Source organism: Endozoicomonas sp. Mp262, from assembly GCF_025643335.1.
Classification (GTDB): Bacteria; Pseudomonadota; Gammaproteobacteria; order Pseudomonadales; family Endozoicomonadaceae; genus Endonucleibacter.
On record NZ_CP092489.1, the window covers coordinates 3623800 to 3639363 of the forward strand.

The following is a 15564-nucleotide window of genomic DNA, read 5'->3' on the forward strand; positions in this document are numbered from 1 at the left end:
TACCTGTTATCTGACCACGATAATTTCATTGGTGCAGTCCCCGGGATAATTTTCATGGTTGGAATCCATACTGCAAACACCGCTGAGTAAGGAAAATCGTGACTGATTACTGGTGTTGGCTTGAGACCAGTGCACCAGGTAGGGATGCATCATCAAGGCATCACCTGCCTGTAATCGCGGAGAAATTGCCTTTTTCTTCCAATCCGGGTCGAAGTTGTCACAGGCTGGCACAATGCTTTCGGGGGTCAGATTGTGGTGGGAACCGGGTACAACCTGCAAGCCGCCATTTTCCGGCCCTGCTGCATCAATGGCAATCACTGCAACCACATAGCTGCCCCAGCCGTTAATATCCTGCCAGTTGGGGTCGCAGTGCAGTCGGAACTCAACGTCCCTGTGGGGCTGGAAGCTGACGCTGTCTCCTGGCTCCTTGGGATGAAATTGGCAAATAATGTGTTCGAAGGTTTTTGACAATATGACATCGGCAAAGGCTTTAAGAAGCTTGGGGTGTCTGGAGGTGGCGAGTAATGTAGGATCACTGCTGCCACAACCACATACCCGGTAAAGCCTTTGCAGCTGGCTTTGGCTATTGTTCTTTAAGACGAAAAGGGAACCCTGGTGATTGACCCGTCCATCAAAATCCGGTCCCAGGGTGCTGGCCAGTTTTCTGGCATCACGAATCAGGTTTTTTAGTGCCTTTTTGTTTTCGGTGACTTCCTCGGGGGAAAGCAGGTTTTTGATGATGCAATAACCCTCATTGAAGAATCCTTGCCAGTCTTGCTCTGACAGGGGGGACCCGGTGCCAAGATTGCGGGGAGGGAGTGGAGTTGCCATGGCAGACCTCTGCTCATTGAGTGCTTATGGTAGTTAAAAAAACAGAGCTGGACAGCGTACTCACTTATTGTGTTTTAAAAAACTGCTATCACTTTTCCTTATTATGTGGTCAACACCTATTACTTGAAGTATATCAATATTTGAAAGGATTCGCTGTGGTACCTTCTGTGCTGCTTGCAGCTGCTCTGTTTTAGGGGCTGTTGACGTTTGATCGTGTGTTCAGCCAAAACCAGCGGTTTCGTGGCTAGACGCAGTAGCGCAGGAATACTCACGTCTTTCAAGCTACTGCAACGACGGCACGGAATCGCTGGTTTTGGCCCTTCGGGTGGCTCGTAAAGCGGCTTTCCGACTGCGTTGGACTGGCTTGACGTAGAATAACTATGCCTGCACCAGTCCGCCTTGCGGAAAACCGCTTTACGAGCCACTGAACTCACGATCAAACGTCAACAGCCCCTAGGGTATTTAAAAGAATTCTATTCATAAATGTCATGGCTGCAGGGTAGCGCTACTATCGAAGGAGTTTTTTGTGCAAAGTTTCATGTCCAAGTTTCCCAGGATGGCGCGGGTATTAATCCTGCGTCAGCTGCTTTGGGGGGCAGCGTATTATGGTGTTTATGTTCTTTTAACTAAATATTTTCTGAATGAGCTAAATTACAGCGAAGCAGATACCATTATGATGCTGGGAGCCTTCGGAGCTGTGGGTCCTGTGTTTTCTGCTGTGGGTGGTTTTGTTGCAGACCGTTATATAGGCTCCTTTCGGTCGGTCTATATTGGCTATACCATCTATACCATCGGTTTCTTCCTCCTGGGTATTGGTGCCTCAACCCTGAATATCCCGCTGAGTATTTTCTCCATTGCCCTGATAGGTTATGCCCGTGGGCTTTCAGCAACCAGTCCCACAGTCTTGCTGGGTAATTCCTACCCTGAAGACAAGCGGGTGGAATTCCAGGAAGGCTTGACCGTCAACTACTCAATTAACAATTTGGGTTCCTTTGCTTCCCAATATCTGTTTCCCTTTTTTGTGGCCTATGTGGCCTATCAGGGAAACTTCTTTATCTCAGCAACTCTGATGTTTATTACCCTGGTTCTATTCTTTACCTTTAGAAAGGAGCTTGCGGAAGTGGGTAATGAGGTTGACAGAAAACCGGTAAGCCTGAAAATTTGGGCTGCTTTCATAGTGGGCTCCATCGCTATGCTGGGACTGGTTTATTGGGTTTTTGCCAATCTTGATGAAGGAAAATACCTTTTATATAGCCTGGGTGGTTGTGCCATTCTTTATTTTATTGTTGAGATGTTCAAGGCAACCACCGCCTATAAATATAAAATGGGTGCTGTTCTGATCACCCTGTTTATTCTGATCTGTTTTTATTTTTACTATGGTCAGATGACAACGTCGATGAATATTTATGCCATTAACCTGATGAGCGAGCATTTATTGGGCTTTATTCCGATTCGTCCTGAAGCCAATGCAGCGTTCAACCCCCTATGGTGTTTTGTGCTGGGTGCACCGGTTATTTATATCTACTCATGGCTTGATAAAAAAGGGATTTCACCTTCTATTCCAACCAAGTTTGCTGCCGCTTTCCTGTTTAGTGCAACGGCGTTTGCCCTGCTGGCTCTTTCTACTCAACATGTCGATGGACAGGGTAAAATAGCCGCTGACTGGATTCTCTGGGTTCACTTCTTCCAGTCACTGGCGGAATTGATCGTGGGAGCCCTGGGTGCCGGCTTTATTTTTGAGATGGTGCCCAGGTATCTGTCTGCCTTTGCCATTGGTCTCCGTTCTGTGACCCTGTCCTTAAGTGGTATTTTGGCTGCCGTTATTTCAACCAAGATAGCCTTGCCTAAAGATCAGGTATTAACCCCTGAAATCATTGATGGTGTTTATGCAGGTTACTTTACCAACCTGGCTATTTTTGCGGTGGTGATGGCGATTGTGACCCTGCTACTATCCAGGTTGATCGGTAAGCTCATTGCCAGGGGTGAAGCCCTGGAGCAAGAAGCTCAGCTTGATCCCGCAACTGCAAACTGATCATTAATAGGCTGGTTTTTGAGTGCTGGTGGTAGGAATGCTAGCGCTCAAAACCAATATCCTCTGCGGTAATCTCAATAATACGGTGCTCCCAGCTCTCGCCATTTAACCGGGTTTTGACACAAACCTGAATGGATGTGGGCGCGTGGAGTACGCCGTTCTCTTTATAGATGGCGTTCTCTGCCATCATATCTGTTGCCTTCTTCAGGCCGCGCTGAATACCTTTCTCATACCATTCCATGGCTATTTTCTTAATCATTTCTGGCAGCGTATCCAGGGTGTTGGCGCAATGGCTGTGGGGCAGGTGGTAAACCCTCGTATTATTTTGCCTGGGGGAGGGGAGGGGTATTGTCTGCTTCTGCTTTTGTTTTACAGTATTTCGACGACTTGACCGGGTTCTTGTGGCCATGGCTGGGCATCCTTCCTTGGTGCGCATAGGGCTGATTTCAGAATACCATGTCCACCTGTCAGATAAAAACACGCATATAGTGGAAAAACCGTAGTCTGATATGAGTCAATAGATGGTTAGTTGCAGGTAATCATAAATTGTAACCATTCTCATTTGCGTGTATTCTTAATCCGAATTTTAATCTCCGCGGTTAATGTAACCAGGGTCTGCCAACAGAGCCCAATGATCAGTACTGATTTTCTTTTTCATTAACTGCGGTTATTTGCTCACTTACCTTTATTGAGTCTTTGCCACACTAACTGCCAATTTGATTGTCCGGTTTTGACCCGGGTCATAATAAGTCGTGGTGGAATGGGGAGATACACATGACAGCAACACTGGGTGAATTAAAAACAGGTGATAGCGGTATAGTCAGCGCTTTTTGTGATGCCGGTTCTGCCTATCGACGCAAGCTCCTGGCTATGGGGCTCACACCCGGAACCCGGTTTAAAGTGTGTCGTGTAGCGCCTTTGGGAGACCCTATTCAGCTTCAGGTTCGAGGCTTTCAACTCAGTGTTCGTCGAGATGAAGCCGCCTCTGTGGAGGTTAGCTTCGCATGACCGAGCATGTCATTGCCATTGTTGGCAATCCTAACTGTGGTAAAACCACCTTATTTAATGCCTTGACGGGAGCCCGCCAAAGTGTGGGTAACTGGCCTGGCGTCACCGTAGAGAAGCGCAGTGGTGAATACCGTTACCAGGATTACTCGGTGGAAGTTGTTGACCTTCCGGGCACCTACTGTATTGATGTGGTGGACGATGAAGTTTCTCTGGATGAACGCATTGCCCGTGACTATATTCTGGCTTCCGAGGCCAAACTGGTTGTTAATATCCTGGATGCCTCCAACATTGAAAGGAACCTGTATCTGACAACCCAGTTGCTGGATATGGAGGTGCCCGTCCTTGTTGTGTTGAACATGATGGATGTTGCAGCAGACAAGGGGGTTGTTATTGATGTGGATGCCCTGTCTGAGCAGCTGGGGTGTCCGGTTATGACGGTGGTGGCCAGTAAGGGCGAAGGTGTTAAAGCGCTTAAGGAAGCGCTTGATGGCTATTTGAAAAAGGGGTTAAAGCCTGCCTGCCCTTTATCCCTGGGAGAGGATATTGAAGGAAGCCTGAAGTCTGTCCAGTCCCTGATAACCGCTGAATCTGACCAGGAATCCTCCGCTCGCTGGTACAGCTTAAAGCTGCTGGATGATGAGTCCGGGGTTCATGCACAGTTTTCCCGGGAAGCCGTGCTGGAGGCTGAGCGCCAGCGATTGATACTGGAAAGCCAGCATCAGGTGGATATGGATATTCTGATTGCCAACAGCCGCTATCAGGCTATTGGCGAGATAATGGCCAGGATTGTGAGCTGTCGGGGGGAAGCCAGCCATAAGCTGAGTGAGCGGATCGATAAGTTTGTATTAAACCGCTTTCTCGGGTTGCCGGTATTCTTTGCTGTGATGTACCTGATGTTTATGTTCTCCATAAACATTGGCAGTGCATTTATTGACTTCTTTGACGGGCTATCCGGCACCTTGCTGGTGGATGGCGTCGGTCACTGGCTCAATAACCTGGGGGCTCCGGCCTGGTTGGTGACTCTACTGGCCAATGGTGTCGGTGGGGGTATCCAGACAGTCTCGACCTTTATTCCGGTTATTGGCTGCCTGTTCCTGTTTTTGTCCCTGCTGGAAGATTCTGGCTATATGGCCCGTGCCGCTTTCGTTATGGATCGTGCCATGCGATTTCTGGGATTACCGGGTAAGGCCTTTGTGCCCATGGTGGTTGGTTTTGGCTGTAATGTGCCTGCCATTATGGCAACACGTACCCTGGAAAGTGAAAAAGACCGGTTGCTCACCATCTCCATGGCTCCCTTTATGTCCTGTGGAGCCCGCTTACCGGTTTATGCACTGTTTGCGGCGGCCTTCTTTCCTGCCAGTGGCCAGAATGTGGTCTTTGTACTTTACCTTGTGGGTATCGCGGCGGCTGTATTTACTGGTCTGGTGATCAAGCGGAGCCTGCTGGCGGGTGATAGCTCTCCCTTTGTAATGGAGCTGCCCAACTATCATATGCCGTCTCTCAAGCAGGTGTTGCTTCGTACCTGGGATCGCCTGAAGGCTTTTATTATTCGTGCGGGTAAGGCCATTGTTCTGGTGGTGGTCGTTTTGAACACGCTGAACGCTGTGGGCACCGACGGTTCTTTGGGCCATGAGAATACCGAAGCATCCATGTTGAGCAAGATTGGCCAGAGTATTACCCCTGCCTTTGCCCCCATGGGAATGAGCGAGGAAAACTGGCCTGCTGCGGTGGGTATTTTTACCGGAATTCTGGCGAAAGAGGCGGTAGTGGGCACTTTGGATGCCATGTATCATGCCATCGCAGTTTCTGAAAACGGTGGGGCCGGAGAGGAAGATGACGCATTCGACCTCTGGGCGGGTATTCAGGATGCCCTGGCAACCATACCTGAAAATCTGGCGGGTCTTTCTGGCCTGGTAACCGATCCCATGGGAGTTGATGTGGGCGATCTGACTGACCTGGAAGGTGTTGCCGAGGATCAGGGAGTCACCATGGATGCCTTCTCGGTGATGCGAAACCTGTTCCCGAGCAATGCGGCAGTGATAGCGTATCTACTGTTTATCCTGCTGTACACACCCTGTGTCGCTGCGCTGGGTGCGGTCTATCGGGAGACTAATTTACGCTGGACCTTATTTGTTGCCGGCTGGACCTTTTTCCTGGGTTACTGTGTAGCGACCCTATACTATCAGCTGTCTTTGGTTAGTACCCACCCTGTGACCAGTGTGTTGTGGGTTGCTGCAATAGTTGCAATCATGGCCCTGGTGTTCGTTTTGATGAAGCGGATGGGGGGTGTTGCCCTGGAGGCAGCATCAGCCAATGGCGCGCTGGCAGCTTCTGGTGGAACCGGTGGCTGTGGCAAGGGGTGCTCATGCTCATAGCCATCCGTGACTATATTTCTCACCGGGGAGCTTGCTCCCTGGCGGAGATCAGCATGCACTTTAAAACCTCCCCCGATGCCATGCGGGGGATGCTTTCCCACTGGGTTCGCAAAGGAATCATCACCACTGAAAACTCGGGCTGTGGTAAGGGGTGCGTCAGTTGCTCCCCTGAGCAGCTGGAGCTGTATCGGTGGTGTCAAAATAAGAATCAGTTTATTCCCGTCTGTAACTTATCTTAGAAGGCTGGATTCAGGCAATCAGTGTAGGCGACTCCCTTGGTGTTGCTTTCAAGATGATGTTGGCTTGGAGGTTTTATCATCTTCTACTCCGTAACAACAAAATACTAAAAATAATATATTCTTATATGTCATAAAAGTATATACAGATGTTGATACTAAATGGTGGTGTGTATAGTATATATGTATGTAGATACAAAAGGGTAGAGAGATGGAGTCAGAAATTAAGCGCTGGGGAAATAGTGCTGCCGTGAGAATACCTTCCAAAGTGCTTGCTCGTGCTGGTTTGGAGGTTGATAGCCCTATTGAGATAAAGGCAAAAATGGGTGAAATCATCCTCAAGGCTGCTTCTCCTGAAAAGGGTTATTCTCTGGAAGAATTACTTAAGGCAAGCCCAAAAGAATCCTTTGATTTAAGTCCCGAAGATCAGGAATGGCTTAATGATAACGCTAAAGGTTGGGAGGTTTTCTAGTGGCTTATATTCCTGATCGTGGCGATGTTGTCTGGTTGGACTTTGATCCAACTAAAGGTCATGAGATCCAGAAATTAAGACCTGCACTGATTGTATCAACCAAACCTTTCAGTAAGCTAACCCGGTTGGCGATGGTGGTTCCAGTGACTTCTACGGTCAGGGGGAATGCCTTTGAAACTGAGTTATCAGGAAAAAAGGTTTCAGGGGTTGTGCTATCCCAGCAACTTAGGACAGTGGACTATGTGAGCCGTCAGGCAAAACTGGTAGAGAAAGCACCTAAGGCTGTGGTAGAAGATGTGCTTGCAAAGATTCGGGCAATATTAGCCTGAAGCTAACCAAGGGAAGCTGGCTTATTAATTGGTGGAAAAACCTGAAGCCAGGACAGTAACTTCCAGCTCATAATCGGGTGTCAGAAATCTCTGCCCTACAGTATCAGTGGTACGCTTGATAATGCGAATAATCAGACGCTGGTTACCATAGTTGGTTTCATAGACGGTTGAGAGTGTCGCATAACTCTTTCCTGGACGCGACTCCTCCCATTTGACTTGCTTTTCTTCAAAAATGGGGAGCCAGTGTTCCTTGGTGTGATACTTTCTTGGGTTGAGCTTGATAATGTGATTCACACCTTTGAACCCGGCGATTTCCCGGCGCGATTCCTCAGCATCGTGGCCACTATCAAGGCGAACCAGAATAGGCGCTCGGGTCAAACGTCGGCTGCGGTGCAGCACTGCTTGTAAAAAGCCAATAAAATCATTCTGGGAGTGCTGAGAGCCTGGGCGTAATTCACATCCCAGGCACCAGCCTTCGCAGCCAAAGTAAGCGGCAATAGGGGCATAACCAAAGAATTTTTTATACGTGTACTCGACCCCCTCCTTTTTGGTATTGCTGTTATCCATAGGGAATACGTCGATATCCAGTGGTATGTGCTGCTTCTTATCGAGTTTTTTCGGAAGGGGTGTGACGGGCACCTGAAGATTAACCAGGACATCGGTAAGGCTGTCCTCGATGAACGGAACCAGTCGTTATCCCGGTTATTATCAACATTATCAAAATCACTTTTACCCTGAGCCAGTTGGCCGCAGTAAGCTCTGATCAGGTCGATATGAGTGATACGGTGCCTTTTTTTTATTTTGCGCAGGGATTTGCTTAACGCTGTCTTTTTGTTGAGTGCATGACCAACGAAATAAAGCCCTGCGACCGGTGTATAAAATTCCGTCTGTGATTGTTCAATTTTCAGTTTCACAAAAATGCACCCAGGTGGTGAAAATTAGAGTGGGTGCATTTTAACTTGGAACTTACGTTTTGTGGTTGATCCAGAGGAGTTGGGCTACAGTGAACTCACGGATTCAGGTATTATTGCTGTTAGGTGGTAAAAGATGAAGGTTGTTGCTACATAAACAACCATGTGTATAAAACTTGTTGGGTGAAAGTCTCATATTGACCACAACTAAACACTGCCACCTTTCTCAGGGAATGGTATGACATTGCTTGTAGCAGCCTTGGTGACTTTCTCGCAATAAATTGCAGCAAATAACTTCCAGCCATTTTCAAACCAGTGGCTCTGAACTAATGACCGAAGCGTCAATATGCCCTGACCACCCGGATTTCTCCAGCGCATACCTGAGCACTTCATCCGCTGGGTAACCAAGGTTTTACAGGCTGCCTCTACCACACCAGAGCCGATCGGAAGGTTATTCGACAAGTGTTCAGCATAGCGCATACGCTGGCGATTTTTTCTGAAATACTCCAGCTCGGTCTTTAATTTTGAGCGGCGCGGATGCTTTTTATGCTGATAAGCCAGGGCTTTAATAATGCGCTCAACCCCATCAAGTTCCTCTTTGAGGACGTGTCGGTAAGTGACAAACTTTTCTTTGGACTTGATGCTGTTTTCTCCATAAGCCTGGTCAAATGCTTTCTTCAGGTGATCGGCTGCGTGGTAGTAATCAATAACCTCAACACCCGCTGGTAGTTCCCGGGAAAGGTATGACCAGTTGTCCTTGGCGCCATCAGCGACTTTGACCAGTGACAGCTGTGGCTTTTGTCGCAACGCTTCTTGCAATAGTGCTGACAAAGACTGCTTGAGTGTGAGTTTTTTAGTTTCTGGCATTCGTCCTATGCGGACTGTTGATAAACGCTCCCCCTGTTGATCGTAAAACGACAAAGTTCCGCAACTGGCCTCCTTGCAACCTGTTGGCCCTTGAGTCCGTTTGCCTTCAGAAGCGCTCCTGGCTCGCTTTTCTACTCGTTTGCCATCTTTCATGGGCAGCATAACGCCATCCAGGGAGGCGGCTACTGTGACCGCATTGGTGGGCACGTTAAGTTTCTCAATAAGCATCTCTTCAAAAGGCTCACGGTGCTGTTCCCACTGAGTATTAAATTGCCTGGGGAAACGAGCAAGACTGCTTTCTGAGGGAGACATACCTCCCATGAGATCAAGGAGGCTTTTTGCTTCACCGGGAGACATTTGAGCAACAACCCAGGCAGCTTGCTTTGCAGCCCGAGGCGTCCAGAAGCCTTCCACGATCCCGGCTTTCAACTCCATGGGCACGATACACGGCTCTTTGCCGTTACGGTAAAGTGTTCGCATAACCCGGACTGAACCAACCGCTGTCTGGTAGGTTTTATAACTGCGCAACACCTGCTTATAAGTGATCCCGCTGACCTCAATAGCTGGGGTATCAATATCAAGCTCAGCCAGCGCCTCTGCTAAAAAATCTTGCTGAGCTTGATTAAAGAGAGCATTAACGGTCTGCTCAAACTCTTCAAAGTGCCTGATAGGATTGCCAGACTCTCGCAGAGCCTGCAATTGGTGGCCTAACCGTTGAATCGCATCACAAGAAATGGTGGCGGCTTCAGTCCGTAGCTGACATACTTCCATGGGGCGGCCTCTCACTGGCAAGGTGTTGTGTGCTATCAACATCATACCTGTGATTGGCTGCCTTCTGTTTAAGCATTGAAAAAATAGCTGCCTACTACTTTCCCCGGTTGGCAAGCTGAAGAAGCTCGGTCAATTTGAGACTTTCACCCAACTTGTTTTGCTCTTTTGTTTATATCTCTCAGCCGTAAATTCTTGGAGTAATGATGTTTTGGAGACTCTAATTATTAAAGATGAAGTTGGTAGAATATTTATCGCTAAGCGTGAGAGATCCAATATCAGTTTTAACGGGTCTGAGTACAGTGAAGTGTATTTCTTATATGACTATAGCACCCATGAATTTATCACTAGAGTTGATAATGGGGAAGTTAAAGAGGAAAAAGGGTTTCTCTTTTTTAGCGGTGTGCTCCCATCTCCGCTTTTACAATTCAAACTTGAAGTATTAACTTGCTGGGATGGTGATCCTTTCCCGTCGTAGACTATGCCGTTACTTCAAGGCTGTTGCCTAACAATTTACATCAATCCACCTAACAAGTGCATGGTGTGGGACGCTCACTGCGTTCGCGCCCCGCATACAGGTGTTAAGCTTCAAAGTATTTCCACTGTACTATGCTTAGATTCTTTTTGAGATCCTGAAAATTGAAAAGAATTTTATTTTTAGCTGTGTTGATGTTTCTAATTCCACACTATAGCTTTGGTGATGGGGACTGCATAATTTGTATGGAAGTTATTGAAGACGGTGAGTGCCGAACGTTGGAGTGCTTCCACTCTCACCACAAGGATTGCATAAAAAAATGGTTGAAAATAAAACCATTGTGTCCCATCTGTAATTTTAATGTGATCACTGGTGAATATGGACTTGATGAATCAGAAGAGTTGGAGCTTGATGAATCAGAAGATTCAGGGTTTGAGGAATCAGAGTCAGAAGATTCGGGGGGTGATGAATCAGAGTCAGAAGATTCGGGGGGTGATGAATCAGAATTAGAAGAGTCAGGGCCTGATGAATCAGAAGAATTAGAATCAAGATGCCCTATAGGGTGCATCATCATGTGATTATAATGAAAAAGTAGAGGGCTGTATTCAGTCTCTTTGCCTGGTTCTGGAATATGAATCAGCGCTATCCCGTCATTTTGATCAACAAGTCTAACAAGAGCGATAGTTTTATGCGTTGGTTCTATTCCTGCGTACTCAAATACAGGCGATTAAATAAACAGGTTTCTGCTGCCCTGTTTGCGGTGTAGAGGGTTGCCGGTCGATTGCTACCCCGGCGTAGGCGGCCAGTATCAATCAGTAATCCGCCCTTTAGGAAGCGGTTTCTGATAGAGCGCATAGGAGGTGACTTTTCCAAAATGGCAGAGAAGACTTTCTTGATATCCGATAATACAAACTCATCAGGAAGCAGGTAGATGGGAACCGAGCTGTACTGAACTTTATTCTTCAGGCGTAACCAGGCTTCCTGAACAAGTGATTCGTGGTCATAAGCCAGGGGGGCTGCTGTCTTTCCTGCGGTAACATTCAGCCATTGTGAGTCATCAGAATAATCCGCCTCATTGCCATTGAGCAGTCCATAGTAAACCACTGTTAAAGACCATCCCCGGGAATCCCGGTTGCTATCACCAATGGTAACAACCTGCTCCAGGTAGGATGGTGAGTGATTGGTTGCGTAAGAGAGTAGACGTTTGGCTGTAGCATCAAGGCTGTCATCATGGTCAGGCTCAATCCGGCCTGAGGGCAAGACAAGCGCCGAGCCTGAGGGCGTGGTTTTTTTGCGGGTAAGAATCTGTAGTTGCTCATCATGCAAGCGGAAGACCACCAGGTCAACGGAAATGAGTGCGGTGCCGAGATGCATGCGGTTATTCCTCTTGCCCGGTTTGGTTGAGGACTCTTTCAGGCTGGGAGCCAAGTGTCAGTCGCCTTGAATCGTGAATAAATGACAGTGCCCAGGAGTGACTTTGCTGGGATAATGAACTATATTCACTATGATAGTAAACCTTGTTCCTTTTGTCTTCATCTCTCTGTCAAGGCGGGAATTTCTCATGATAATCATCGGGCCACCTGAGCGGGTTGTGGCATTTGATATTGATGCACAAAATTGCTTTACCCCGTTATGCCCTGATGAATTGCCTGTGCCTGGTGGCCATGAAATTGTGCCGGAATTGAACCGGCAGGCTCTATTGGCGGGCTGGCGAGTCGGGTCGAAAGACGCCCATTCTCCACATTCTATTTGGGTGGCTGATAAAAAATGTCCTCAGCTTACTGCTATTGAAGGCTATGAAAACCTGGACGTACGCTGGAATCTCCATGCAGTGCCGGGTACTTATGGTTTTGACTTGTTGGAAGGGCTGCCAGCTGTTGCCAGTTATGATTTTTTTATCTGGAAAGGCGTGGAGCCGGATATGCACCCCTATGGGGCCTGTTACCATGATCTGGCCTGCAAGAGAAGTACCGGGATTATTGAGTTTTTGCAAAACAATCAGATTGATACGGTTATTGCCGGGGGGCTGGCGTTGGATTTTTGTGTCAAGGTCACTGTTTTTCAGTTACTGGAGGCGGGATTCAGGGTGATTGTAAATCGTGGGGCAACACGCAGTTTGCTTCAGGATACAGGGGCGCGGGCGTTGGTCGAAATGACCGCTGCGGGTGCTGAATTTGTTGAACACTCTGGTCAGTTGCAATTTAAGGCTGGTCAGCGAGAGGGGGTCTGAAGGAGTTGTTATGCAGGATCCTATAATTCAGTCACTGCTGGATACCGATCTTTATAAATACACTATGCAGCAGTCGATGGTTCGGCGCTACCCTGGCGCGACGGCTAAAATGGCGTTTCGGAGCCGGGGGCATCTGCCTATTAATCTTTCCCTGGTTGAGTTGCGTAGAGAAATTGAATGTTTGGGGGAGCTAAGGTTATCAGATCAAGAGCTTAACTGGCTTGCCGGGCTGCCTTATATTTCAGGGCAGTTTCTGGATTATTTAACCACATTTCGTTTGGATCCGGGCGCAGTAATGCTGGCCTTTCGGGGTGGCCAGCTTGATATTGAAATTAATGGTAACTGGGCCAGCATTACTCATTTTGAAATATTTCTTCTTTCTATTATCAGTGAGTTGCATTGCCGTAATACCTATGGTCTTGATGGAGAGTATGATGTTGAGCAACAGGGTCGTGACAGGCTGGAGCAAAAGCTGCTTTGCCTGAATAGCTTGAAAAGCCGGTCAGGTTTTGAGGGATTTCAATTTGTTGATTTTGGTACCCGCCGCCGGTATTCACGGGTTTGGCAGGAGCATGTAGTGAGGCAGTTTCAGGCGAGGGCATCTGAATTTTTCGCAGGCACCAGTAACCTGGATTTGGCGCGCCGATTGGGATTGATGCCGGTGGGCACCATGGCCCATGAATGGCTCCAGTCTCATCAGGTGCTTGGTCAGTCGCTGCTTTCCAGCCAGAAGGATGCCTTGAAAGTATGGTTGCAGGAGTATCAGGGGCAGTTGGGGATTGCCCTGACTGATACCATTAGCATGAATGCTTTTCTTCGGGACTTTAATGGTGAGCTGGCCCGGGCTTATGCGGGTGTCAGGCATGACTCTGGTGATCCCGTAGCCTGGGGTGAACAGGCACTGGCACATTATCGGGCGCTGGGCATTGATGCCAGGGATAAAATGCTGGTATTCAGCGATAAGCTGGATCTGCAGCGGGCTATTGAAATATATAGCCACTTCAAGGGGCGGATTAATGTGAGCTTTGGTATTGGGACCTATCTGACGAATGATATGGGGTATCAGGCGCCGAATATTGTTTTGAAGTTGGTTGAGGTCAATGGCCTGCCGGTGGCAAAGCTGTCCGATAGCCCGGGTAAAACCATGTGCCAGGATGCCGACTTTATCAGTCGGCTAAAAACAACGTTCCAATATCGACAGGCGTCTTGAAGAGAACTAGAGGGGGAGTGGGTGGTGGATCAAATGTGTGCTTTTGCTTGAATATTTACCCAAACTCCGCCTCATCTCATAGGCTTTATGATGACTTTACTGTCTTTTACTGGATAAAAGTTTGTAGATCAGAGGGTTTACCTGAATCAGGGTGGATTCCTTGCTTTTCAGTATTCGCGTTATAACTTCCTCTTTTATCAATTACCTGAATCCGTGATTTCTTGATTTGCCCGGCAGTTTTGAAAATGTGCTGATTAATTTTTTCCTTTGAAAATAACTCGGGTTATTGATTGAAGTGTTTTTATGTCGTTTTTAAGCATAAATGCTGATCAAAATATCATCAAACTTGAAGACAGGTTGAAAGAAGCCCTACCGTTATCAATACAGTACTTTCTCATTTATGGCATTTTTTTCTATCTCGCTATTCAATCAACAAAGTGCATGCTGGCTTATTAATTGATGGAAAGACCTGAAACCAGGACAGTAACGACCAAAGCGTAGCCGGTATTGATGTCCTTTTTTCAGAAGACGGGCAGCCAGGTAGATGAGTTCCTGTATCACGGTTTTTAACCGGCGTCGTTTGGCTTTATGACGTACCGGCGCATCTGGCCCGAGCAAGCAACTCTGCCCCATGTAGCGCAGAATGTTATAGACCAGTGCACCCAAACACATCACCAGGTCGTTGGTGTCAAACTTGCCTGAAGGCAGGCGCTCTAAATCCATATCAGTCTTCAACTCACTGTGAAACTGCTCGCTGGTCGCATGATCCTCATAAAGATTAATGATCTGATCATCGCTGTAGTCAGCTTCGCTGAGTGTTGTCCACCATCCTTCCAGCTCATAATCGGGTGTCAGAAATCTCTGCCCTACAGTATCAGTGGTACGCTTGATAATGCGAATAATCAGACGCTGGTTACCATAGTTGGTTTCATAGACGGTTGAGAGTGTCGCATAACTCTTTCCTGGACGCGACTCCTCCCATTTGACTTGCTTTTCTTCAAAAATGGGGAGCCAGTGTTCCTTGGTGTGATACTTTCTTGGGTTGAGCTTGATAATGTGATTCACACCTTTGAACCCGGCGATTTCCCGGCGCGATTCCTCAGCATCGTGGCCACTATCAAGGCGAACCAGAATAGGCGCTCGGGTCAAACGTCGGCTGCGGTGCAGCACTGCTTGTAAAAAGCCAATAAAATCATTCTGGGAGTGCTGAGAGCCTGGGCGTAATTCACATCCCAGGCACCAGCCTTCGCAGCCAAAGTAAGCGGCAATAGGGGCATAACCAAAGAATTTTTTATACGTGTACTCGACCCCCTCCTTTTTGGTATTGCTGTTATCCATAGGGAATACGTCGATATCCAGTGGTATGTGCTGCTTCTTATCGAGTTTTTTCGGAAGGGGTGTGACGGGCACCTGAAGATTAACCAGGACATCGGTAAGGCTGTCCTCGATGAAAGGAATCAGTTGGGCGGCATCTTCATTGAAACGCTGTCTTAAGCGGCTGGCTGAAGGCATTTGTTTAATGCCCATTGCCAACCGGAACCAGTCGTTATCCCGGTTATTATCAACATTATCAAAATCACTTTTACCCTGAGCCAGTTGGCCGCAGTAAGCTCTGATCAGGTCGATATGAGTGATACGGTGCCTTTTTTTTATTTTGCGCAGGGATTTGCTTAACGCTGTCTTTTTGTTGAGTGCATGACCAACGAAATAAAGCCCTGCGACCGGTGTATAAAATTCCGTCTGTGATTGTTCAATTTTCAGTTTCACAAAAATGCACCCAGGTGGTGAAAATTAGAGTGGGTGCATTTTAACTTGGAACT

15 protein-coding genes are annotated in these 15564 nt (G+C 47.6%); 9 read left to right on the plus strand and 6 right to left on the minus strand.

The annotated features are described in order from the left end of the window. Positions 1-6: 6 nt before the first annotated feature. Positions 7-831, minus strand: a complete 825-nt coding sequence (locus MJ595_RS15750; RefSeq protein ID WP_263078926.1) for a phytanoyl-CoA dioxygenase family protein — start codon at positions 829-831, stop codon at positions 7-9. Positions 832-1357: 526 nt separating this feature from the next. Between MJ595_RS15750 and MJ595_RS15755 the strand changes: the two genes are divergently transcribed. Next, complete coding sequence (locus MJ595_RS15755; RefSeq protein ID WP_263078927.1) at positions 1358-2863, plus strand: peptide MFS transporter; 1506 nt, start codon at positions 1358-1360, stop codon at positions 2861-2863. A 40-nt stretch (positions 2864-2903) separates the two neighbouring features. On the opposite strand, the gene MJ595_RS15760 is transcribed toward MJ595_RS15755, so the two are convergent. After that, on the minus strand, positions 2904-3299 hold the full coding sequence (locus MJ595_RS15760; RefSeq protein WP_263078928.1) for a hypothetical protein: 396 nt from the start codon (positions 3297-3299) through the stop codon (positions 2904-2906). 338 nt (positions 3300-3637) lie between these two features. Between MJ595_RS15760 and MJ595_RS15765 the strand changes: the two genes are divergently transcribed. The 5 genes from MJ595_RS15765 to MJ595_RS15785 all read left to right on the plus strand — a co-directional run bounded on the left by MJ595_RS15765 (position 3638) and on the right by MJ595_RS15785 (position 7283). After that, positions 3638-3871 carry a ferrous iron transport protein A gene (locus MJ595_RS15765; RefSeq protein WP_263078929.1) on the plus strand — a complete coding sequence of 78 codons (234 nt, stop codon included), beginning with the start codon at positions 3638-3640 and terminating at the stop codon, positions 3869-3871. Further along, positions 3868-6246 carry a Fe(2+) transporter permease subunit FeoB gene (gene feoB, locus MJ595_RS15770; protein ID WP_263078931.1) on the plus strand — a complete coding sequence of 793 codons (2379 nt, stop codon included), beginning with the start codon at positions 3868-3870 and terminating at the stop codon, positions 6244-6246. Before MJ595_RS15765 ends, feoB begins: the two co-directional genes overlap by 4 nt. Continuing rightward, positions 6237-6485 (plus strand): FeoC-like transcriptional regulator, encoded by a 249-nt coding sequence (locus tag MJ595_RS15775; protein WP_263078933.1) that lies wholly within the window; start codon positions 6237-6239, stop codon positions 6483-6485. Before feoB ends, MJ595_RS15775 begins: the two co-directional genes overlap by 10 nt. A gap of 208 nt (positions 6486-6693) precedes the next feature. Continuing rightward, positions 6694-6954: an AbrB/MazE/SpoVT family DNA-binding domain-containing protein gene (locus MJ595_RS15780; RefSeq protein ID WP_263078934.1), complete on the plus strand. Its 261-nt coding sequence runs from the start codon at positions 6694-6696 to the stop codon at positions 6952-6954. Continuing rightward, positions 6954-7283 (plus strand): type II toxin-antitoxin system PemK/MazF family toxin, encoded by a 330-nt coding sequence (locus MJ595_RS15785; RefSeq protein WP_263078935.1) that lies wholly within the window; start codon positions 6954-6956, stop codon positions 7281-7283. The genes MJ595_RS15780 and MJ595_RS15785 overlap by 1 nt, the downstream gene beginning before the upstream one ends. A 24-nt stretch (positions 7284-7307) precedes the next feature. Here MJ595_RS15785 and MJ595_RS15790 read toward each other — a convergent pair whose 3' ends face one another. Both MJ595_RS15790 and MJ595_RS15795 read right to left on the minus strand, forming a co-directional pair. Further along, the gene (locus MJ595_RS15790) at positions 7308-7922 is read right to left on the minus strand and encodes a transposase (RefSeq protein ID WP_263078936.1); all 615 of its coding nucleotides are present in this window, start codon (positions 7920-7922) and stop codon (positions 7308-7310) included. A gap of 479 nt (positions 7923-8401) precedes the next feature. Then, positions 8402-9877, minus strand: coding sequence for a hypothetical protein (locus MJ595_RS15795; protein ID WP_263078937.1), 1476 nt, complete (start codon positions 9875-9877; stop codon positions 8402-8404). Between the two features lie 621 nt (positions 9878-10498). Between MJ595_RS15795 and MJ595_RS15800 the strand changes: the two genes are divergently transcribed. Next, complete coding sequence (locus tag MJ595_RS15800; RefSeq protein ID WP_263322526.1) at positions 10499-10882, plus strand: hypothetical protein; 384 nt, start codon at positions 10499-10501, stop codon at positions 10880-10882. Between the two features lie 121 nt (positions 10883-11003). On the opposite strand, the gene MJ595_RS15805 is transcribed toward MJ595_RS15800, so the two are convergent. After that, the gene (locus tag MJ595_RS15805) at positions 11004-11732 is read right to left on the minus strand and encodes an NUDIX hydrolase (RefSeq protein WP_263078939.1); all 729 of its coding nucleotides are present in this window, start codon (positions 11730-11732) and stop codon (positions 11004-11006) included. 133 nt (positions 11733-11865) lie between these two features. Here MJ595_RS15805 and MJ595_RS15810 point away from each other — a divergent pair, with 133 nt between their 5' ends. Both MJ595_RS15810 and pncB read left to right on the plus strand, forming a co-directional pair. Beyond that, the gene (locus tag MJ595_RS15810) at positions 11866-12534 is read left to right on the plus strand and encodes an isochorismatase family protein (RefSeq protein WP_263078940.1); all 669 of its coding nucleotides are present in this window, start codon (positions 11866-11868) and stop codon (positions 12532-12534) included. 10 nt (positions 12535-12544) lie between these two features. Then, a complete protein-coding gene (gene pncB / locus MJ595_RS15815) occupies positions 12545-13744 on the plus strand; it encodes a nicotinate phosphoribosyltransferase (RefSeq protein WP_263078941.1) in 1200 nt (399 codons plus the stop codon). Positions 13745-14173: 429 nt separating this feature from the next. Here pncB and MJ595_RS15820 read toward each other — a convergent pair whose 3' ends face one another. Further along, positions 14174-15511, minus strand: a complete 1338-nt coding sequence (locus MJ595_RS15820) for an IS1380 family transposase (protein WP_263078015.1) — start codon at positions 15509-15511, stop codon at positions 14174-14176. Positions 15512-15564 lie beyond the last annotated feature (53 nt).